This window comes from Methylibium sp., assembly GCF_035762065.1.
GTDB lineage: Bacteria > Pseudomonadota > Gammaproteobacteria > Burkholderiales > Burkholderiaceae_C > Methylibium.
Window position 1 is genome coordinate 141,977 of the sequence record NZ_DASTPW010000040.1, and the last position, 19,889, is coordinate 161,865.

Annotated in this window: 21 protein-coding genes and 1 tRNA gene; 3 read left to right on the plus strand and 19 right to left on the minus strand. The window is 68.1% G+C overall.

The window, feature by feature from the left end:
- Positions 1-27: 27 nt before the first annotated feature.
- The 19 genes from nuoK to tsaD all read right to left on the minus strand — a co-directional run bounded on the left by nuoK (position 28) and on the right by tsaD (position 17,389).
- Positions 28-336 carry an NADH-quinone oxidoreductase subunit NuoK gene (gene nuoK / locus VFR90_RS11175; RefSeq protein ID WP_326406211.1) on the minus strand — a complete coding sequence of 103 codons (309 nt, stop codon included), beginning with the start codon at positions 334-336 and terminating at the stop codon, positions 28-30.
- A complete protein-coding gene (locus VFR90_RS11180; protein ID WP_326406212.1) occupies positions 333-992 on the minus strand; it encodes an NADH-quinone oxidoreductase subunit J in 660 nt (219 codons plus the stop codon). The genes nuoK and VFR90_RS11180 overlap by 4 nt, the downstream gene beginning before the upstream one ends.
- Complete coding sequence (gene nuoI / locus VFR90_RS11185; RefSeq protein WP_326406213.1) at positions 992-1,501, minus strand: NADH-quinone oxidoreductase subunit NuoI; 510 nt, start codon at positions 1,499-1,501, stop codon at positions 992-994. The genes VFR90_RS11180 and nuoI overlap by 1 nt, the downstream gene beginning before the upstream one ends.
- Before the next feature lie 13 nt (positions 1,502-1,514).
- A complete protein-coding gene (gene nuoH / locus VFR90_RS11190; protein ID WP_414676525.1) occupies positions 1,515-2,588 on the minus strand; it encodes an NADH-quinone oxidoreductase subunit NuoH in 1,074 nt (357 codons plus the stop codon).
- Entirely contained in the window at positions 2,588-4,990 is a 2,403-nt protein-coding gene (nuoG, locus tag VFR90_RS11195) for an NADH-quinone oxidoreductase subunit NuoG (protein ID WP_326406214.1), read from the minus strand. Before nuoG ends, nuoH begins: the two co-directional genes overlap by 1 nt.
- A gap of 24 nt (positions 4,991-5,014) precedes the next feature.
- Entirely contained in the window at positions 5,015-6,379 is a 1,365-nt protein-coding gene (gene nuoF / locus VFR90_RS11200; protein ID WP_326406215.1) for an NADH-quinone oxidoreductase subunit NuoF, read from the minus strand.
- The gene (locus VFR90_RS11205; protein WP_326406216.1) at positions 6,376-6,882 is read right to left on the minus strand and encodes an NADH-quinone oxidoreductase subunit NuoE family protein; all 507 of its coding nucleotides are present in this window, start codon (positions 6,880-6,882) and stop codon (positions 6,376-6,378) included. Before VFR90_RS11205 ends, nuoF begins: the two co-directional genes overlap by 4 nt.
- The gene (locus VFR90_RS11210) at positions 6,879-8,144 is read right to left on the minus strand and encodes an NADH-quinone oxidoreductase subunit D (protein WP_326406217.1); all 1,266 of its coding nucleotides are present in this window, start codon (positions 8,142-8,144) and stop codon (positions 6,879-6,881) included. The genes VFR90_RS11205 and VFR90_RS11210 overlap by 4 nt, the downstream gene beginning before the upstream one ends.
- 21 nt (positions 8,145-8,165) lie before the next feature.
- On the minus strand, positions 8,166-8,780 hold the full coding sequence (locus VFR90_RS11215; RefSeq protein WP_326406232.1) for an NADH-quinone oxidoreductase subunit C: 615 nt from the start codon (positions 8,778-8,780) through the stop codon (positions 8,166-8,168).
- A gap of 17 nt (positions 8,781-8,797) precedes the next feature.
- A complete protein-coding gene (locus tag VFR90_RS11220) occupies positions 8,798-9,274 on the minus strand; it encodes a NuoB/complex I 20 kDa subunit family protein (protein ID WP_326406218.1) in 477 nt (158 codons plus the stop codon).
- 4 nt (positions 9,275-9,278) lie between these two features.
- A complete protein-coding gene (locus VFR90_RS11225; protein WP_326406219.1) occupies positions 9,279-9,638 on the minus strand; it encodes an NADH-quinone oxidoreductase subunit A in 360 nt (119 codons plus the stop codon).
- 97 nt (positions 9,639-9,735) lie between these two features.
- Positions 9,736-9,820 (minus strand) — tRNA-Leu (locus VFR90_RS11230).
- A 184-nt stretch (positions 9,821-10,004) separates the two neighbouring features.
- A complete protein-coding gene (gene secG / locus VFR90_RS11235) occupies positions 10,005-10,421 on the minus strand; it encodes a preprotein translocase subunit SecG (RefSeq protein WP_326406220.1) in 417 nt (138 codons plus the stop codon).
- Between the two features lie 28 nt (positions 10,422-10,449).
- Entirely contained in the window at positions 10,450-11,199 is a 750-nt protein-coding gene (gene tpiA, locus VFR90_RS11240; RefSeq protein ID WP_326406221.1) for a triose-phosphate isomerase, read from the minus strand.
- A 16-nt stretch (positions 11,200-11,215) separates the two neighbouring features.
- On the minus strand, positions 11,216-12,202 hold the full coding sequence (locus VFR90_RS11245) for an NAD(P)H-quinone oxidoreductase (protein WP_326406222.1): 987 nt from the start codon (positions 12,200-12,202) through the stop codon (positions 11,216-11,218).
- Between the two features lie 51 nt (positions 12,203-12,253).
- Positions 12,254-14,560: a polyribonucleotide nucleotidyltransferase gene (gene pnp / locus VFR90_RS11250; RefSeq protein WP_326406223.1), complete on the minus strand. Its 2,307-nt coding sequence runs from the start codon at positions 14,558-14,560 to the stop codon at positions 12,254-12,256.
- Positions 14,561-14,769: 209 nt separating this feature from the next.
- Positions 14,770-15,039 (minus strand): 30S ribosomal protein S15, encoded by a 270-nt coding sequence (rpsO, locus tag VFR90_RS11255; protein ID WP_326406224.1) that lies wholly within the window; start codon positions 15,037-15,039, stop codon positions 14,770-14,772.
- Between the two features lie 143 nt (positions 15,040-15,182).
- Positions 15,183-16,331 (minus strand): pyridoxal phosphate-dependent aminotransferase, encoded by a 1,149-nt coding sequence (locus VFR90_RS11260; RefSeq protein ID WP_326406225.1) that lies wholly within the window; start codon positions 16,329-16,331, stop codon positions 15,183-15,185.
- Between the two features lie 5 nt (positions 16,332-16,336).
- Positions 16,337-17,389 carry a tRNA (adenosine(37)-N6)-threonylcarbamoyltransferase complex transferase subunit TsaD gene (gene tsaD, locus VFR90_RS11265; RefSeq protein ID WP_326406226.1) on the minus strand — a complete coding sequence of 351 codons (1,053 nt, stop codon included), beginning with the start codon at positions 17,387-17,389 and terminating at the stop codon, positions 16,337-16,339.
- 117 nt (positions 17,390-17,506) lie between these two features.
- Between tsaD and VFR90_RS11270 the strand changes: the two genes are divergently transcribed.
- The 3 genes from VFR90_RS11270 to VFR90_RS11280 form a co-directional block, all read left to right on the plus strand.
- Positions 17,507-17,770, plus strand: a complete 264-nt coding sequence (locus tag VFR90_RS11270) for a hypothetical protein (protein ID WP_326406227.1) — start codon at positions 17,507-17,509, stop codon at positions 17,768-17,770.
- Between the two features lie 67 nt (positions 17,771-17,837).
- Positions 17,838-18,470 (plus strand): ANTAR domain-containing response regulator, encoded by a 633-nt coding sequence (locus VFR90_RS11275; RefSeq protein ID WP_326406228.1) that lies wholly within the window; start codon positions 17,838-17,840, stop codon positions 18,468-18,470.
- 289 nt (positions 18,471-18,759) lie between these two features.
- The coding region (locus VFR90_RS11280) for a CmpA/NrtA family ABC transporter substrate-binding protein (protein ID WP_326406229.1) at positions 18,760-19,889 on the plus strand (1,130 nt) is incomplete at its 3' end.

Sequence of the window (19,889 nt, forward strand, 5' to 3'; positions counted from 1 at the left end):
CCGCGCCTCCCCGGCGCGGCCGGGCGATCAGCCCTTCAATTCGTCGAGCTCATCGACGTCGATCGTCGAGCGGTTGCGGAACAGCACGACGAGGATCGCGAGGCCGATCGCCGATTCCGCGGCGGCCACCGTCAGGATGAAGAAGACGAAGACCTGCCCGCCCATGTCGCCGAGGTAGTGCGAGAAGGCGACGAAGTTCAGGTTGACCGCCAGCAGCATCAGCTCGATGGCCATCAGCAGCACGATCAGGTTGCGGCGGTTCATGAAGACGCCGATCACCGACAACGCAAACAGCAGCGCGCCGAGCGAAAGGTAGTGGCCGAGTCCGACGCTCATGCGGCGCCCCCCGGCTTCGCGGCGGTGTCCGATGCGACCGGCGCCGGCGGCTCCGGCGCCCGCTCGGCGGCCATCGAGACGATGCGCACGCGGTCCGCCTTGCGCACCCTGATCTGCGCGGCCGGGTCGAGGAACTTGCTGTCCTTGCGCTTGCGCATCGTCAGCGCGATGGCCGCGATGATCGCGACCAGCAGCAGCACCGCCGCGATCTGCAGCGGGTACAGGTACTGCGTGTAGATCTCGATGCCGAGCAGCTTGGTGTTGCCCAGCGCGACCTCGGCGACATCCGGCGGCGGCGCCTCCGGCAGGTCGAAGCCGCGCTTCAACACCCAGATCATCTCGACGGCGATCACCGCGCCGATGCTGCCGCCCACCGGCAGCAGCTTCCAGAAGCCCTCGCGATCCATCGACTGCATGTTCGCGTCGAGCATCATCACGACGAACAGGAACAGCACCATCACCGCGCCGACATAAACCAGCACCAGCGAGATGGCGAGGAACTCCGCGCGCAGCAGCATCCACACGCACGCCGCGGTGAAGAACGCGAGCACCAGGTAGAGCGCGGCATACACCGTGGTCTTCGCGGTGATGACGCGAAACGACGCGAACAGCAGGATCGCGGAGAAGACGTAGAAGAGCGCGGCTTCGGTATTCATCAGCGGTAGGCGGCGTCCGTGGCGCGTGCGGCCGCAATCTCTTTTTCGTAGCGGTCGCCCACCGCGAGCAGCATGTCCTTCGTGAAGTACAAGTCGCCGCGCTTCTCCCCGTGGTATTCGAGGATGTGCGTCTCGACGATCGAGTCGACCGGGCAGCTCTCTTCGCAGAAGCCGCAGAAGATGCACTTGGTCAGGTCGATGTCGTAGCGCGTGGTGCGGCGGCTGCCGTCGTCGCGCACGTCCGATTCGATCGTGATCGCCAGCGCCGGGCACACGGCTTCGCAGAGCTTGCAGGCGATGCAGCGCTCTTCGCCGTTCTCGTAGCGCCGCAGCGCATGCAGGCCGCGGAAGCGGGGTGACAGAGGCGTCTTCTCTTCCGGGAACTGGATCGTGATCTTGCGCGACAGCGCATGCCGGCCCGTGAGCTTCATGCCCTTGAGCAGCTCGACGAGAAAGAAGGTGTTGAAGAACTCGCGGATCGAACCCGAGAGGGAGGCGACGGCATTCACGGCAAGGCTCGCTTCACTTCCAGATGTTCCAGGGCGACTGGATCCACAGGCCGACGACGATCAGCCAGATCAGAGTGACCGGAATGAAGATCTTCCAGCCCAGCCGCATGATCTGGTCGTAGCGGAAGCGCGGGAAGGTCGCGCGCACCCACAGGAACATCGTGACGACCACGAAGGTCTTCAGACCGAGCCAGATCCAGCCCGGCACCCAGTTGAAGAGCACGCTGTCGATCGGCGGCAGCCACCCGCCGAGGAACATGACCGATGCGAGCGCCGAGACCAGGATCATGTTGGCGTACTCGGCCAGGAAGAACATGGCGAAGGCCATGCCCGAGTACTCGACCATGTGGCCGGCGACGATCTCCGATTCGCCCTCGACGACATCGAAGGGGTGGCGGTTCGTCTCGGCGATGCCGGCAATCACGTAGACCACGAAGATCGGCAGCAGCGGCAGCCAGTTCCAGCTGAGGAAGGTGAGCCCCTTGCTCGCGAACCAGCCCTCACCCTGCTGCAGCACGATGCCGCTCATGTTCAGCGTGCCCGAGACCATCAGCACCACCACGAGCGCGAAGCCCATGGCGATCTCATAGCTGACCATCTGAGCCGAGGCGCGCAGCGCGCCGAGGAAGGCGTACTTCGAGTTGCTGGCCCAGCCGGCGATGATCACGCCGTAGACCTCCATCGACGTGATCGCCATGATGAACAGCAGGCCGGCGTTGATGTCCGCCAGCACGATCTCGGGGCCGAAAGGCACCACCGCCCAGGCGGCCAGCGCCGGCATGATCGTCATCACCGGGCCGAGCAGGAACAGGCTCTTGTTCGCGGCGGTCGGGAGGATGATCTCCTTGAACATCAGCTTGACCGCGTCGGCGATCGGCTGCAGCAGCCCGAGCGGGCCGACGCGGTTGGGGCCGACGCGGATCTGCGACCAGCCGATCGCCTTGCGCTCCCACAGCGTCAGGTAGGCGACGCAGATCATCAGCGGCAGCACCACGCCGACGATCTTCGCGAGCGTCCACACGATCGTCACGAAGGTGGGCCAGAAGCCGCCGAGCCAGGCGGTGCCGACCTGATGCAGGCCGTCCATCAGCGCACGGTCTCCGTCGCCGGGGCGCTCGCGACGTTCGCGAGCCGCTCGACCGTCAGCTCACCGAAGCTCGAACCGAGCGCCGCCGTCGCCGCCTGCCCGGCCGGGATGCGCACCGCGTTCGGCGCGAGGCTCGGGTCGTGATCGGCCTGCAACCGCACGCTGGTGCTGCCGCGCTTGACCTGCACCCAGCCGTTCGGCGCCAGACCGAGCGAACGCCACAGCGCGGTCGGCAGCCCCACGCGTGCAGGGGCCGCGTCGGCGGTGGCCTGCAGCGGCGGCGAGCGGCGCACGATGGCATCGCTGGCATAGATCGGCCAGTCGGCGATGCGCTCGACGGCCGAAGGGGGCGGACCCTCGATGACGCGCGTCAGCGCGGCAGGCATGTCGATCGCGTTGTCGAGGCGCGCATCGATCGATGCCGGATCGCCGAGCGCGCAGGCGCGCACCTGCTCGACGGTCTCGGCCCTGAACACCTCGGTCGCGTCGAGCCCGAGCATCGTGCCGAGCACCCGCAGCACCTTCCAGCCGGGCCGCGTCTCGCCCAGCGGCTTGACGACGCCGTGAAAGCTTTGCAACCGCCCTTCGGCGTTGACGAAGCTGCCGCCCGTTTCGGTGAATGGCGCGATGGGCAGCAGCACGTCGGCGAACTCCGCGTTCGCACTGCGGAAGGGGCTCATCGAGACGACCATCTCGGCGCCGACCAGCGCAGTCGCGGCACGGCGCGCATCGGCCGCGTCGAGGGCGGGCTCGGTGTTGAGCAGCAGGTAGGCCTTCAGCGGCTTGGCGAGCATCTGGCCGGCATCGAGCCCGCTGTCCTTCGCATCACCGCCGCTCGGCTGCGCGCCGGCAAGCTGCGCACCGACGGAGTTGCCCGCTTCGCCGAAGTAGCCGCAACTCGCGCCGGTGTGCTGCGCGATGAACCGCGCGAGCGCAAGCAGGGCATCGGCCTGCGGGTGCCACGCCGCGGCGTTGCCCAGCAGCACCGCCTTCGCGCTGCCGGCGCCGAGCGACTTGGCGATCGCCGCCGCGCGGGCGTCGAGCGCTTCATCGGCGGCGACCTTCAACGGCGCCGCGACGCCTGCGGCCGCCGCGACCGCCGATGCAATCCGCGCGAGCGCATCGACCCAGCCCGACGGTGCCGCCGTGATGCGCGCATGCGTCGGGATCAGCGCCGCGTCGTCGAGCGCGTGCAGCATGCTGATCTGCGCGCCGCGCTTGGCCGCCTGGCGCAGGCGCTGCGCGAACAGCGGATGGTCCTTGCGCAGGAAGGAACCGACCACCAGCGCGCTGTCGAGCGTCGACAGCGATGCGATGCTGGTGCCGAGCCAGCGCGCCTTGGTCGACGCATCGAAGCGGGTGTGGCGCAGGCGGTGATCGACGTTGCCGCTGCCGAAGCCGCGCATCAGTTCGCCGAGCAGGTGCAGCTCTTCGACGGTGCTGATCGGCGAGGCGAGCGCACCGATGCTGGCGGCGCCGTGCACGCTCCTGATTTGCAGAAGGCCGTTGGCAACGTACTCCATCGCCGTCGCCCATTCGACCGGCACCCACTGGCCGTTCTGCTTGAGCATCGGCCGCGTGAGGCGGTCGTCGCTGTTGAGCGCCTCGTAGCTGAAACGGTCGCGGTCGGCGAGCCAGCACTCGTTGACCGCCTCGTTCTCCAAGGGGAGCACGCGCATCACGCGGCCGCCCTTGACCTGCACGATCAGGTTGGCGCCGGTGGAATCGTGCGGGCTCACGCTCTTGCGGCGCGAAAGCTCCCAGGTGCGCGCGCTGTAGCGGAAGGGCTTGCTGGTGAGCGCGCCGACCGGGCAGAGGTCGATCATGTTCCCCGACAGCTCGGAGTCGACCGTGTCGCCGGCGACGGTGGTGATCTCGCTGTGTTCGCCGCGGTGGATCATGCCCAGCTCCATCACGCCGGCGACCTCCTGGCCGAAGCGCACGCAGCGGGTGCAGTGGATGCAGCGCGTCATCTCTTCCATCGAGATGAGCGGGCCGACGTTCTTGTGCGCGACGACGCGCTTCTCCTCGTCGTAGCGCGATGCCGACTTGCCGTAGCCGACCGCCAGATCCTGCAGCTGGCATTCGCCGCCCTGGTCGCAGATGGGGCAGTCGAGCGGGTGGTTGATGAGCAGGAACTCCATCACCGACTGCTGCGCCTTGACGGCCTTCTCGCTCTTGGTGCGGACGATCATCCCCTGCGTCACCGGCGTCGCGCAGGCCGGCATCGGCTTCGGCGCCTTCTCGACGTCGACGAGGCACATGCGGCAATTGGCCGCGATGCTGAGCTTCTTGTGGTAGCAGAAATGCGGGATGTAGGTGCCCGCGGCGTCGGCCGCGTGCATGACCATGCTGCCCTCGGGCACGCTGACCTTCTTGCCGTCGAGTTCGATCTCAACCATGGGTGTGAATGCAGCTCGGGCAGCTCAAACGTAGGCCGGCACGACGCAACTCTTGTGCTCGACGTGATGCACGAACTCGTCGCGGAAGTGCTTGATCATCGCGCGCACCGGCATCGCCGCCGCGTCGCCGAGCGCGCAGATAGTGCGGCCCTGGATGTTGTCGGCGACCGAGTTCAGCAGGTCGATGTCTTCCATGCGGCCCTTGCCGTGCTCGATGCGATCGACCATGCGCCACAACCAGCCGGTACCTTCGCGGCACGGGGTGCACTGGCCGCAGCTTTCGTGCTGGTAGAAGTAGCTCAGCCGCAGCAGGCTCTTGACCATGCAACGCCGCTCGTCCATCACGATGACTGCGCCCGAGCCGAGCATCGAGCCGGCCTTCGCGATGGCGTCGTAGTCCATCGTCGTGTCCATCATGATCGCCGCGGGAAGCACCGGCGCCGACGAGCCGCCGGGGATCACCGCCTTCAGCGCACGCGAACCGCTGACGCCGCCGGCGAGCCGGAGCAGCTCGCTGAACGGCATGCCCATCGGGACCTCATAGTTGCCCGGCCGTTCGACGTCGCCGACGACGGAGAAGATCTTCGTGCCGCCGTTGTTCGGCTTGCCGACCTTCAGATAGGCATCGCCGCCCTCGCGAATGATCCAGGGCACCGCGGCGAAGGTCTCGGTGTTGTTGATGGTCGTCGGCTTGCCGTAGAGGCCGTAGCTCGCCGGGAACGGCGGCTTGAAGCGCGGCTGGCCCTTCTTGCCTTCGAGCGATTCGAGCAGCGCGGTCTCTTCGCCGCAGATGTAGGCGCCGAAACCGTGGAAGGCGTGCAGTTGGAAGCTGTGGCCGGAGCCGAGGATCGCGTCGCCGAGGTAGCCGGCCGCCCTCGCCTCGTCGAGCGCCTCTTCGAAGCGCTCGTAGATCTCGAAGATCTCGCCGTGGATGTAGTTGTAGCCGCGCGTGATGCCCATCGCGTAGGCCGCGATGATCATCCCCTCGATCACGATGTGCGGGTTGTAGGCAAGGATGTCGCGGTCCTTGCAGGTGCCGGGTTCGCCCTCGTCGGAGTTGCAGACGAGGTACTTCTGGCCGGGGAACTGACGCGGCATGAAGCTCCACTTGAGCCCGGTCGGAAAACCCGCGCCGCCGCGGCCGCGCAGGCCCGAAGCCTTCACTTCGGCGATGACCTGATCCGGCGTCATCGCGACGTTCGCGTCGTCGCCGGTGCGGCCTTCGCCCTTCAGGATCTTCCTTAGCGCCGCGTAGCCGCCGCGCGCTTCGTAGTCCTTCAGGCGCCAATTGCGGCCGTCGAGGCCGGCGTAGATCTGCGCGCCGACGTGGCGGCCGTGGAAGCAGGTCTCGCGACCGGTGGCTTGGAACCTCGAGAGGTCGAGCGTCATGGAGCGGCCTTCAGCGTCGCGAGCAGCTCGTCGAGCCGCTCGTTCGTCATGTAGCTGAGCATCTGGCGATCGTTGAGCAGCATCACCGGCGCGTCGGCGCAGGCGCCGAGGCATTCGCTCGGCTGCACGGTCACGACGCCGTCGGCACTGGTGCCGTAGGGCTCGACGCCAAGGCGCGAGCACAGGTGCTGCAACGCGGTCTCGCCGTCGCGCAACTGGCACGGCAGGTTGGTGCAGACGTTGAGCTTGAACTTGCCCAGCGGCTGCTGGTTGTACATGTTGTAGAAGGTCGTCACCTCGTGCACCGCGATCGGCGGCATGCCGAGGTGATCTGCGATCGCACGTTCGGCGTCGGCCGACACGAAACCCTGCTCCTGTTGCACGATCGCGAGGCAGGCCATCACCGCGGACTGCTTCTGCTCGACCGGGAACTTCGCGACTTCGCGGTCGAAGCGCGCCAGCGTCTCGGCCGCGAGCGGCATCGAAGAAGGCAGCGCGCTCATCGGTCGATCTCCCCGAACACGATGTCCATCGTGCCGATCACCGCGACGGCATCCGCGATCATGTGGCCGCGGCTCATTTCGTCGAGCGCGGCGAGGTGCGCGAACCCCGGCGCGCGGATCTTCAGGCGGTAGGGCTTGTTCGCCCCGTCGCTCACCAGGTAGATGCCGAACTCGCCCTTTGGATGCTCGACCGCCGCATACGCCTCGCCCTCCGGCACGTGCATGCCCTCGGTGAAGAGCTTGAAGTGGTGGATCAGCTCTTCCATGTTCGACTTCATGTCGACGCGCTCGGGCGCGGCGACCTTGTGGTTGTCGGTGATCACCGGGCCGGCGCCTTTCGCCGAGTCGGCGCGCAGCCAGTCGATGCACTGGCGAATGATGCGGTTGCTCTGCCGCATCTCCTCGACGCGCACCAGGTAGCGGTCGTAGGTGTCGCCCGTGGTGCCGACCGGCACATCGAAATCCATGCGGTCATACACGTCGTAGGGCTGGTGCTTGCGCAGGTCCCATTCGACGCCCGAGCCGCGCAGCATCGGGCCGGTGAAGCCGAGGTTCAGTGCGCGCTCGCGGCTCACGACGCCGATGCCGACGGTGCGCTGTTTCCAGATGCGGTTGTCGGTGAGCAGCGTTTCGTACTCGTCGACGTAGGTCGGAAAGCGCTTCGAGAAGTCGTCGATGAAGTCGAGCAGCGAGCCCTGGCGGTTCTCGTTGAGCCGCTCGATCGCCTTCGCGTTACGGATCTTCGAGGCCTTGTACTGCGGCATCGCATCGGGCAGATCGCGGTAGACGCCGCCGGGACGGAAATACGCCGCGTGCATGCGCGCGCCGCTGACCGCCTCGTACATGTCGAACAGGTCTTCGCGCTCGCGGAAGCAGTAGATGAAGATGTTCATCGCGCCGCAGTCCAGGCCATGGCAGCCCAGCCACAGCAGGTGGTTGAGGATGCGGGTCAGCTCCGCGAACATCACGCGGATGTACTGGGCGCGGATCGGCACTTCCAGCCCGAGCATCTTCTCGATGGCCAGGCAGTAGGCGTGCTCGTTGGCCATCATCGACACGTAGTCGAGACGGTCCATGTAGGGCAGCGACTGGATGAAGGTGCGCGTTTCCGCCAGCTTCTCGGTCGCACGATGCAGCAGGCCGATGTGCGGGTCGGCGCGCTGGATGACCTCGCCATCGAGTTCGAGGATCAGCCGCAGCACCCCGTGCGCCGCCGGATGCTGCGGCCCGAAGTTGAGCGTGTAGTTCTTGATTTCGGCCATGGGACGTCGGTTCGTCGCGGCTCAGTGCACGCCGCTGCCGTAGTTCTCTTCGCGAATGATCCGCGGCACGATCTCGCGCGGCTCGATCGTCACGGGCTGGTAGATCACCCGCTTCTGTTCCGGGTCGTAGCGCATCTCGACGTGGCCGCTGACCGGGAAATCCTTGCGGAACGGGTGGCCGATGAAGCCGTAGTCGGTGAGGATGCGGCGCAGGTCGGCATGGCCCTCGAACACGATGCCGAAGAGGTCGAAGGCTTCGCGCTCGAACCAGTTCGCCGCGTTCCACACGTCGTTGACCGAAGCGATGCGCGGCAGATCGTCGTCCGGGCAGAACACCCGCACGCGCAGCCGCCAGTTCCTGCTGACCGAAAGCAGGTGAAGCACCACGGCATAGCGGGGGCCGTCCGCGAAGGGCGACTCGCCACCGTCCTTGTAGCTCGAGTAGTCGAGGCCGCAGACGTCGATCAGCTGCTCGAACTGCAGGGTCTCGTGATCGCGCAGCGTCTCGCACAACCCGAGGTAGTCGGCTGCGGCGACGGTCAGCGTGAGCTCGCCGCGATCGCGCACCAGCGACTTGATCCGACCGGCCAGCGCGGCTTCGAGCGCCGGCTGCAGGACATCGAGCTTGTGGTCCATCGTGTAGAGCTTTCGCTTCACCGCGCGATGGTGTTCTCGCGCCGAATCTTCGACTGCAGCTGCATCACGCCGTAGAGCAGCGCTTCGGCGGTCGGCGGGCAGCCGGGCACGTAGACATCGACCGGCACGATGCGGTCGCAGCCGCGCACGACCGAGTAGCTGTAGTGGTAGTAGCCGCCGCCGTTGGCACACGATCCCATGCTGATGACCCAGCGCGGCTCCGCCATCTGGTCGTAGACCTTGCGCAGCGCCGGCGCCATCTTGTTGCACAGCGTGCCGGCGACGATCATCAGATCGCTCTGCCGCGGGCTCGGGCGGAACAGCATGCCGAAGCGGTCGATGTCGTAGCGCGCGGCGCCGGCGTGCATCATCTCGACGGCACAGCAGGCGAGGCCGAAGGTCATCGGCCACAAGGAGCCGGTCTTCGACCAGTTGACCAGCGCGTCGACGCTGGTCGTCACGAAACCTTCCTTCAGAACGCCTTCGATACCCATCGCTTCATTCCCAGTCGAGGGCGCCCTTCTTCCATTCGTACGCGAAGCCCACCACGAGGATGCCGAGGAAAACCATCATGGCCCAAAAGCCGGTCGGCCCGATCTCGTTCAGAGACACCGCCCACGGAAAGAGGAAGGCGATCTCGAGATCGAACAGGATGAACAGGATCGCCACCAGGTAGTAGCGCACGTCGAACTTCATGCGCGCGTCCTCGAAGGCTTCGAAGCCGCATTCGTAAGGGCTGTTCTTGTCCGCGTTCGGCCTGCGCGGGCCGAGCAGGAAACCGATCAGCTGCGGTGCGACACCGACGCCGACGCCGACCAGGATGAACAGGATGACCGGCAGGTAGGGCTCGAGGCTCATCGGGCTTGGGGCAGGCTGGAGGCGAGCGGTGGACGAGCGGTTCGCGATCTCGGCGATGCCTTCGCAAGCTGCGGGCAAGACCGGTCGTGCTTTGCCTTGGTGCCGTCGGCGAGACTCGAACTCGCACAGCTTTCGCCACTACCCCCTCAAGATAGCGTGTCTACCAATTTCACCACGACGGCTTCGTGGAACCGGGCTTGCACGGGCAAGGCGAAAGGCCGGTTGCAACCGCTTCGCACCCACGGGTGCAACGCTGTTGCGCAGCAAAAATTCTAGCTCGAAACCTTCGCTCCTCGACCCGTCGGAGGTGAGTGTCGAGGCCCTTTCAGGCGCCTGCGACGCCGCCTGGAGGGCCTGGGCTTTGGATCACTTGGTCGGGATCTGTGCGGCGCCCGAAGCACTCGGCGTGGGCGCGGCGGGCGCCGGCTGTGCACCGCCCTCGGCGGAAGCCGGCACGCCGGGGATCTGCGCCGACGCGGGCGCGCTCGCTGCGGGCTGCGCAGGCGCCGCGCGCTCGAGCACGCTGCTCGGTGCCGCACCGCCGCGCAGGTTGCCGAAGTAGGCCAACGCCAGCGTGCAGGCGAAGAACACCGCGGCCAGCACACCGGTCGAACGCGACAGGAAGTTCGCGCTGCCGGTCGCGCCGAACAGGCTGCCCGAAGCGCCGCTGCCGAAGGAGGCGCCCATGTCGGCGCCCTTGCCGTGCTGGATCAGCACCAGCCCGATCATCGCCAGCGCGGACAGCAGCTGCACCGCAGCGACGATCGTCAACATCCATTCCATGAAAGCAAGCTCCAGGTTCGCGCGCGCTTCAGGCGCTCGCGCGGCAGATCGAAAGGAAATCGGCAGCCTTCAAGGACGCGCCGCCGATCAGGCCGCCGTCGATGTCGGGTTGCGCAAAAAGGCTGGCCGCGTTGTCGGGCTTGACGCTGCCGCCGTAGAGCAGCCGCATCCTGTCAGCTTGCGGCGTCGCAGCGCGCAGCTGCGCACGCAGCAACGCGTGCACCGCCTGAGCCTGCTCGGGCGACGCGGTGCGGCCGGTACCGATCGCCCAGACAGGCTCGTAGGCGACGATCATCTCGCCGGTGCAATGCGCCAGCGTGTGGATCACCGCGGACAGCTGGCGCTTCACGACCGCTTCGGTGTCGTCAGCCTCGCGCTCGGCCAACGTCTCGCCGACGCAGACGATCGGCGTCACGCCGCTGGCGAGCGCAGCGCGGGCCTTGTCCGCGACGAGCTGATCGCTTTCGCCGTGAAGCGCGCGCCGCTCCGAATGGCCGACGATCACGTAGCGGCAGCCGAAGTCGGCCAGCATGCCGACCGAGACCTCGCCGGTGTAGGCGCCCTGAGAGTGCGCCGAACAGTCTTGCGCCCCCCACTCGATCGCGCTGCGGGCCAGCCGCTCGGCTGCTTGCGCGAGGTAGGGAAACGGCACGCACACGGCGGCATCGCAGGGCAGCGGGCCGGCCGACTTCAGCGCTTCGAGCAGCGCTTCGTTGGCGGCGTGGGTGCCGTGCATCTTCCAGTTGCCTACGACCAGCTTGCGGCGGGCTTCGTTCATCGCTCGCTTCTCCCTCTCACCAGCACATCACGATCTTGCCGACGTGCCGGCTCGATTCCATCAGCTGGTGCGCCTGCACCGCCTCGGCTGCGGCGAAGGTCTGGTAGACCGCTGGCTTGATCCGCCCGGCTTCGATCAGCGGCCAGACCTCGCGCTGCAAGGCCTGCGCGATCTGCGCCTTGTAGGCAACGGTGCGCGGGCGCAGCGTCGAGCCGGTGATCGTGAGCCGGCGGCGCAGCAGCGCGTTCGCGTCGAAGCGCGCGTCGGTGCCTCCCTGGATGGAGATCACGCTCAGCCGGCCATCGTCGGCCAAGCACTCGATCTCGCGCGCGACGTAGGGGCCGGCGACCATGTCGAGGATCACGTCCGCACCGCGGCCGTTCGTCAGGCGCTTCGTCTCGGCGACGAAGTCCTGCGTCTTGTAGTTGACGAAGTGATCGGCACCGAGCTGCACGCAGGCCGCGCCCTTGGCGTCGTCGCCGACGGTGACGATCACCGTGGCGCCGAAGGCCTTCGCAAGCTGGATGGCGGTCACGCCGATGCCGCTCGAACCGCCTTGCACCAGCAGCGTTTCGCCGGCTTGCAGCTTTGCGCGCTCGAAGACGTTGATCCAGACGGTGAAGAAGGTCTCGGGCAGGCTCGCGGCCTCGACGTCGCTCAAGCCCTTGGGCACCGGAAGGCACTGGCCGATCGGCGCGGTGCAGCGCTCGGCATAGCCGCCGCCGTGCGTCAAGGCGCAAACACGGTCGCCGAGCACGAAGCCGGCCGCCGCCAGTGCAGCGGCGTCGCCGGCCACGACGCGCCCGGCCACCTCGAGCCCCGGTAGGTCCGAGGCATCGGCCGGCACCGGATAAAGCCCTTTGCGCTGGAGCACGTCGGGGCGGTTCACGCCGCAGGCCGCCACCTCAATCAGCAACTCGCCGACGCGCGGCACCGGCTCGGGCCGCTGCACGAGGCGCAACACCTCGGGCCCGCCCGGCTGGGAGATTTCGATCGCTTGCATGCCGTCACGCCGTCATCGCGCCGCGCCCGAAGGACGTGGCGCGTGGACGTCCTACTCCATCTTCGAAGGCTCGTCGGCGGCAGGCGGCGGCGGATCGCCGCGCTCGCCCTGCGGCTCCCCGCCACGCTCGCCTTGCGGCTCGGCGCGTTCCGAATACTCGCGGCGCGGCGGACGGTCGCCGCGATCACGCCGCGGCCCGCGGTCGCCCCGATCGCCCCGGTCGCCGAAATCACGACGCGGACGCTCTTCCTCGACCCAGCCTTCCGGCTTGTCGAGCAGCGCCTTCAGGCTCAGCTTGATGCGCCCTTTCTCGTCGGTCTCGAGCACCTTGACTTTCACGACCTGGCCTTCCTTGAGGAAGTCCTCGACGCGCTCGACGCGCTGGTGCGCGATCTGGCTGATGTGCAGCAGGCCGTCCTTGCCGGGCAGGATGTTGATCAGCGCGCCGAAGTCGAGGATCTTGGTGACCGGGCCTTCGTAGACCTTGCCGATCTCGGCCTCGGCCGTGATCTCCTCGATGCGCTTGAGCGCGAACTTCGCGCGCTCGGCGTCGGTCGAGGCGACGGTGATCGTGCCGTCTTCGCCGATGTCGATCGTGCAGCCGGTCTCGTCGGTCAGCGCGCGGATCGTCGCGCCGCCCTTGCCGATCACGTCGCGGATCTTCTCGGGGTTGATCTTCATCGTGTACAGGCGCGGCGCAAACTCGCTGATCTCCTGCTTCGCGCCGCCCACCGCCTCGACCATCTTGCCCAGGATGTGCAGCCGCGCCTCCTTCGCCTGCGCGAGCGCGACCTGCATGATTTCCTTCGTGATGCCCTGGATCTTGATGTCCATCTGCAGCGCGGTCACGCCGGTCGTCGTGCCGGCGACCTTGAAGTCCATGTCGCCGAGGTGATCCTCGTCGCCGAGGATGTCGGTCAGCACAGCGAAGCGGTTGCCGTCCTTGATGAGACCCATCGCGATGCCGGCGACGTGCGCCTTCAGCGGCACGCCGGCGTCAAGCATCGCGAGGCAGCCGCCGCACACCGAGGCCATCGACGACGAGCCGTTCGACTCGGTGATCTCCGAGACCACGCGCAGCGAGTACGCGAACTCGTCCTTCTTCGGCAGCACCGGGATCAGCGCGCGCTTGGCGAGCCGGCCGTGGCCGATCTCACGGCGCTTCGGGCTGCCCACGCGGCCCGTCTCGCCTGTGGCGAAGGGCGGCATGTTGTAGTGAAACATGAAGCGGTCCTCGAACTCGCCGGCCAGCGCGTCGATGCGCTGCGCGTCGCGTTCGGTGCCGAGCGTGGTGATCACCAGCGCCTGCGTCTCGCCCCGGGTGAACAGCGCCGAGCCGTGGGTGCGCGGCAGCACCGACGAGCGGATCTCGATCGGGCGCACGGTGCGCGTGTCGCGACCGTCGATGCGGGGCTCGCCGGCCAGGATCTGGCTGCGCACGATCTTGGCTTCGATCTCGAACAGCAGGTTCTCGACCTTGACCTTGTCGACGGCTTCGCCACCTTCGGCCAAGGCCGCCAGCACCTCGGCGTAGGCGGCACGGGTGGCCTGCGTGCGGTCCTGCTTCGAGCGGATCTGGTAGGCGGCGCGCAGCTTCTCTTCACCGAGGCCGTTGACCTTGGCGATGAAGGCTTCGTCCTTGGCCGGCGCTTCCCACTTCCACTCGGGCTTGCCGGCTTCGCGCACCAGTTCGTTGATGACGCCGATCGCGACCTTCGCCTGGTCGTGGCCGAAGACCACGCCGCCGAGCATCACGTCTTCGGGCAGTTGATCGGCTTCGGACTCGACCATCAGCACGGCCGCCTCGGTGCCGGCGACGATGAGGTCGAGCTTGCTGTTCGCGAGCTGGCCCGGGCCCGGGTTCAGCACGTACTCGCCGTTGACGTAGCCGACGCGTGCGGCGCCGACCGGGCCGTTGAACGGGATGCCGCTGATCGCGAGCGCCGCGCTGGAGCCGATCAGAGCGGCGATGTCGGCCGAGGCTTCCGGATTCAGCGACAGGACATGCACGACGACCTGCACCTCGTTGTAGAAGCCCTCGGGAAACAGCGGGCGCAGCGGGCGGTCGATGAGCCGCGAGGTCAGCGTCTCGAGCTCGCTCGGCCGGCCTTCGCGCTTGAAGAAGCTGCCGGGGATCTTGCCGGCGGCGTAGGTCTTCTCGATGTAGTCGACGGTCAGCGGGAAGAAGTCCTGGCCGGGCTTCGGGTTCTTGGCCGCGACCACGGTCGCCAGCACCACCGTGCCCTCCATGTCGACGATCACGGCGCCGCCCGACTGTCGCGCGATCTCGCCGGTCTCGAGCGTGACGGTGTGCGAGCCCCACTGGAAGGTCTTGCTGACCTTGTTGAACATGCTCATGCGTGTCTCCTGTCGTGTTCCCCTGCCGGGAACCGGGCGCAAGGGGTGGCGCCTTTCACCGCAGGAACCTGACATCGAGGCGGGGATGCCATTCCATCGGGGCTGAACCCGTCAACCGCGATGGAATGACACATCGGCGCTTCGCTGGCCGGCTCCTGAAAGCGAAAAGCCCGAACAGGAGGTCCGGTTCGGGCTCTTCGTCGTTCTTCTTACTTGCGCAGGCCCAGCTTCGCGATCAGCGCGGTGTAACGCTCGGCGTCGCGGGCCTTGAGGTAGTCGAGCAGCTTGCGGCGGCGGCTCACCATCTTGAGCAAGCCGCGGCGACCGTGGTGGTCCTTCGCGTGCGTCTTGAAGTGCGGCGTCAGGTCGTTGATGCGGGCGGTGAGGATCGCCACCTGCACCTCGGGCGATCCGGTGTCCGCGGTGCTGCGGGCGTTCGCCTTGACGATGTCGGCAATGTTGAGGTCGGCCACGGCCATGGTGCTGTTTCCTGTCGATGAAACCGCCGACGCACCCCGAGCCTTGCTCGATGCCGCGGTTTCGGTTGCCACTTGCGGCACGAGTGAAACCGACCCGTGCCGTGCTGAGTTTTCGCGCCGCCGTCGCCGCGCGAAGCCGCGGATTATAGGGACCGGGCCGCGCGCAGCCGCTGCACCCCCTGGAGCAACCGGCCCGGATCGCGCGACGCGAAGCACCAGCGCAGCCAGCCCTCGGACTCCGGCCCGAAGGCGACGCCCGGCGCCAGTCCTAGCCCCGATCCGGTGACGAGCCGCTTCGCGCAGGCCAGCGAATCGCCCTCGCCTTCGAGCCGCAGGAAGGCGTACATGCCGCCGCTCGGGACGGCGAGCTCGACGCCATCGAGCCCGCGCAGCGCGCCGACCAGCGTGTCGCGGCAGTGCCGCAGGTGCGAGCGCACGCGCGGCACGGTCTCGCCGGCGCCGCGTAGCGCCGCGAGGCCTGCCTGCTGCACGAAGACCGGCGCGCAGGAGGTGTTGAACTCGACCAGCTTGCCGACCGCCTCGGTCAGCGCCGCCGGCAGCACCAGCCAGCCGAGCCGCCAGCCGGTCATCAAGAAGTTCTTCGAGAAGCTGTTCGCGACGATCAGCCGGTCGTCGGGCGCCGCGATATCGAGGAAGGAAGGCGCGCAGTCGCCGTCGCCGAACCAGACGCGCTCGTACACATCGTCCGCAACGATCCAGGTGCCGGTGCGCCGGCAGTGGTCGAGGATCGCCTGCTGCTCGGTACGGCTCAGCGTCCAGCCGGTCGGGTTGTTCGGTGCATTGATCAGCAGGACCTTGCTGCGCGGCGTGACGGCGGCGAACAGCTCGTCGAGATCGAGGCTCCACGCGCCCTGCTTCGGCCGCAGCGCGAGCCGTGTCACCTCGGCACCGAGGATCGCCGGCTGCGCGGTGAGGTTCGGCCAGACCGGCACCACGACCACCACCTCGTCGCCCGCGCCGGCCAGTGCCTGCATGGCGACCATCAGGCCATTGACGCCGGCGGAGGTGACCGCGATGCGCTCGGCGCCGATCGGCCCGTGCAGCGCACTCGTGTAGTCGGCGAGCGCCTCGCGCAACGCCGGCAGGCCGAGGTTGTGCGAGTAGAAGGTCTCGCCGCGCCGCAGCGATTCGATCGCGGCCTCGGTGATCGGCGCCGGCGTGGCTTCGTCACCCTCGCCGAACCAGAAGGCCAGCACGTCGTCGCGGCCGAGGCCCGCGTTGGCGACCTCGCGGATCTTGGAGGCGGGCAGCTGTCGGATGGCGTCGCGCATGGGCTTCAGGCGGCGGAGAGTTCGTCGAGCGGCCAGCGCGGCCTGACGTTGAAGCTGAGGTCGAAGCGCGCTGCGGTGTCGGCCCCGTCGAGGCCGACTTGCCAGCGCATCGCGGCGGCGAGCGCAATCATCGCGCCGTTGTCGGTGCACAGATCGAGCTCCGGGTAGTGCAGCCGCGCGCCGAGCCGCTCGCAGGCGGCGCCGAGCTGCTCGCGCAGATGGCGGTTCGCTCCGACGCCGCCGGCAATCACTAGCCGGCGCAAGCCGGTCGCCTTGAGCGCCGCGACCGACTTGTGCACCAGGACCTCGACGATCGCCTGCTGCGTGGCCGCGGCGAGATCCGCGCGCGCCTGGTCGCAGGGGCTGTTGCCGAGCTTGAGGACCTGCGTGCGCACGGCGGTCTTCAGGCCGGCGAAGGAGAAATCGAGATCGCCGCTGTGCTTCAAGGGCCGCGGCAGATCGAAGCCGGCCGCATCGCCCATCTCGGCCAGCCGCGCGAGCGCCGGCCCGCCCGGGTAGCCGAGCCCGAGCAGCTTCGCGCTCTTGTCGAAGGCTTCGCCGGCGGCGTCGTCGACGGTCTCGCCGAGCAGCCCGTAGCGGCCGACGCCGTCGACACGCATCAGCTGCGTATGCCCGCCCGAGACCAGCAGCGCGACGAAGGGAAAGCTCGGCGCATCGGCCGAAAGGAAGGGCGACAACAGATGCCCTTCGAGGTGATGCACGCCGAGCGCCGGCACGCCCAGCGCCGCGGCCAACGAGACCGCGAAGCCGCTGCCGACCAGCAGCGCGCCGGCCAGCCCCGGCCCGCGGGTGTAGGCGATGCGGCCGACGTCGCCCAGCGACGCGCCGGCCTCGCGCAGCACCTCGCAGGTGAGCGGCAGCACGCGCCGGATGTGGTCGCGCGACGCCAGCTCGGGCACCACGCCGCCGTAGTCCGCATGCATCGCGACCTGCGTGTGCAGCGCCTGCGCCCGCAACCGCGGCGGCGCGCCGCCCGCGGCCTCGACGAGCGCGACGCCGGTCTCGTCGCAGGAGGATTCGAAGCCGAGGATCAGCATCGGCCGAGTGTAGGAAGCCCGGCTGCGCCGACCGGGCAACAGGCCCTTGCAATTGCTCACGCCCGCGCATGCCCGCAGCGCCGACCATTGGCGGATGCAACGCGCTTTCCTGCCGGCATGAAGCTCTACCGCCTCGCCGCCTGGCCCGAACTGCCCGCGGCCTACCAGGGCATGGCCTACCGCCGCATGCTGCACCGGATGTCGCACCGGCCCGCTTCGCTGCGCCAGCTGGTGCGCATCAGCGGCCTGCAGCGCAGCGCAGTGCGCGACTTCCTCGACGCGCTGGCGCACAAGCAGTGGCTGGCCGTGGGCGAGCCCGCAGCGACGCCCGACCTGATCGGCTGGTTGCGGCGCCGCCTGGGCCCGCTCGCCTCGCGCTGAGACGCAGGGCCGCCCGGGCCCCGCGCCGGGCGCGGGACGCTGGCGTGAACCTTGCACCACGCCGGGCATGGCCCCGACGCACACGCTGCGCATCGTCATCGTTGCACCGGAATCGCTCGCGCCCGAGCACGACGACGATGCGGCGGTGATCGAGGCCGAGCGCTCGCGCAGCCTGCGCATCGGCCTGCTGGCCGGCGGCTACAACATCGTCGCGGTGCTGCCGACCGATGCTTTCCTGCCCGATCGCATCGCGCAGATCCAGCCGGACATGATCGTCGTCGATGCCCAAAGCGGCGCACGCGACACGCTCGAGCACGTCGTGATGTCCACGCGCGACGAGCGCCGGCCCATCGTGCTGTTCACCGACGACGACGACACCAGCCACGTCGGCGACGCGATCGCCGCAGGCGTCACCGCCTACGTCGTCGCAGGCCTCGCGCCGGAACGCATCAAGCCGGTGCTCGACGTCGCGCTCGCGCGCTTCCGCCACGAAGAGCAGATGCGCCGCGCGCTCGCCGACGCGAAAACGCAGCTCCACGACCGCAAGCTCATCGACCGCGCCAAGGGCCTGCTGATGCAGCGCCAGGGCCTCAGCGAAGAAGAGGCCTACGCCAGGCTGCGCAAGACCGCGATGGACCGCGGCCTGCGCGTGGCCGAGGTCGCGCAGCGGCTGATCGACGTGGCCGACATGCTCGGCTGAGCCCACCCGCCGAGGGGCCGGGCCGTCGAGTCCGGACACCGAGACCCGCGAAGACCGGCAGCGCGCGCCGCCGACGGCTTCGAACCTCCATGCCGACCGGAGCGTTCCCGGCCGGGGGCAGCGCTTGGCATGGCGCTTGCAGCGCCATGGGCGGGGTCAACGGCGATCCCGCATTCGGTGCGCCACGGGTGGTGCACCGGCTCAGACGACGACGTCTTCGCTCCGCGGCTCGCGGTGCGTGGACGTTTTTTTTCGCCCCTACGAATCGGAACGACGGAGTCGAGATGCCATGCCGAACCTTTCCCTGCTGCAAGCCCGCCTGGGCCGCCGAGCCGTGCTGAAGACCGCCGCGGCAGCGGCTGCGACCGGCGCCGTGCCGGGCCTGCAGTCCGCGGTCTGGGCACAGGGCTCGGACAAGCCCGAGAAGGAAGAGGTCCGCATCGGCTTCATCCCGCTGACCGACTGCGCTTCGGTGGTGATGGCCTCGGTGCTCGGCTTCGACAAGAAGTACGGCGTGAAGATCGTGCCGACCAAGGAAGCCTCGTGGGCCGGCGTGCGCGACAAGCTGGTCAACGGCGAGCTGGACATGGCGCACGTGCTCTGGGGCCTGATCTACGGCGTGCAGCTCGGCACCGCCGGCCCGAAGAAGGACATGGCGGTGCTGATGAACCTGAACCACAACGGACAGGCCATCACGCTGTCGCGCAAGGTGGCCGACAAGGGCGGTGTCGACGGCCCGGGGCTCGCCAAGCTGATGGCGAGCGACAAGCGCGAGTACACCTTCGCGCAGACCTTCCCCACCGGCACGCACGCGATGTGGCTGTACTACTGGCTCGCGTCCTACGGCATCAATCCGATGAAGGACGCCAAGGTCATCACCGTGCCGCCGCCGCAGATGGTGGCCAACATGCGCGTGGGCAACATGGACGGCTACTGCGTGGGCGAACCCTGGGGCCACCGCGCCATCATCGACGGCATCGGCATCACCAGTGCCACCACCCAGGACATCTGGAAGGACCACCCGGAAAAGGCCCTGGGCACCACCGCCGACTTCGTCAAGCGCTACCCCAACACGGCGCGGGCCGTCACGGCCGCCATCATCGAGGCCGGCCAGTGGATCGACGCGGGCCTGCAGAACAAGAACAAGATGGCCGAGACGGTGGCCGACAAGAGCTACGTCAACACCGGCGTGGACGCCATCAACCAGCGCATCCTCGGCCGCTACCAGAACGGCCTGGGCAAGACCTGGGACGATCCCAACCACATGAAGTTCTTCAACGACGGTTCGGTCAACTTCCCCTACCTCAGCGATGGCATGTGGTTCCTCACCCAGCACAAGCGCTGGGGCCTGCTGAAGGAGCACCCGGACTACCTGGCGGTGGCCAAGCAGGTGAACCAGGTCGAGCTCTACAAGCAGGC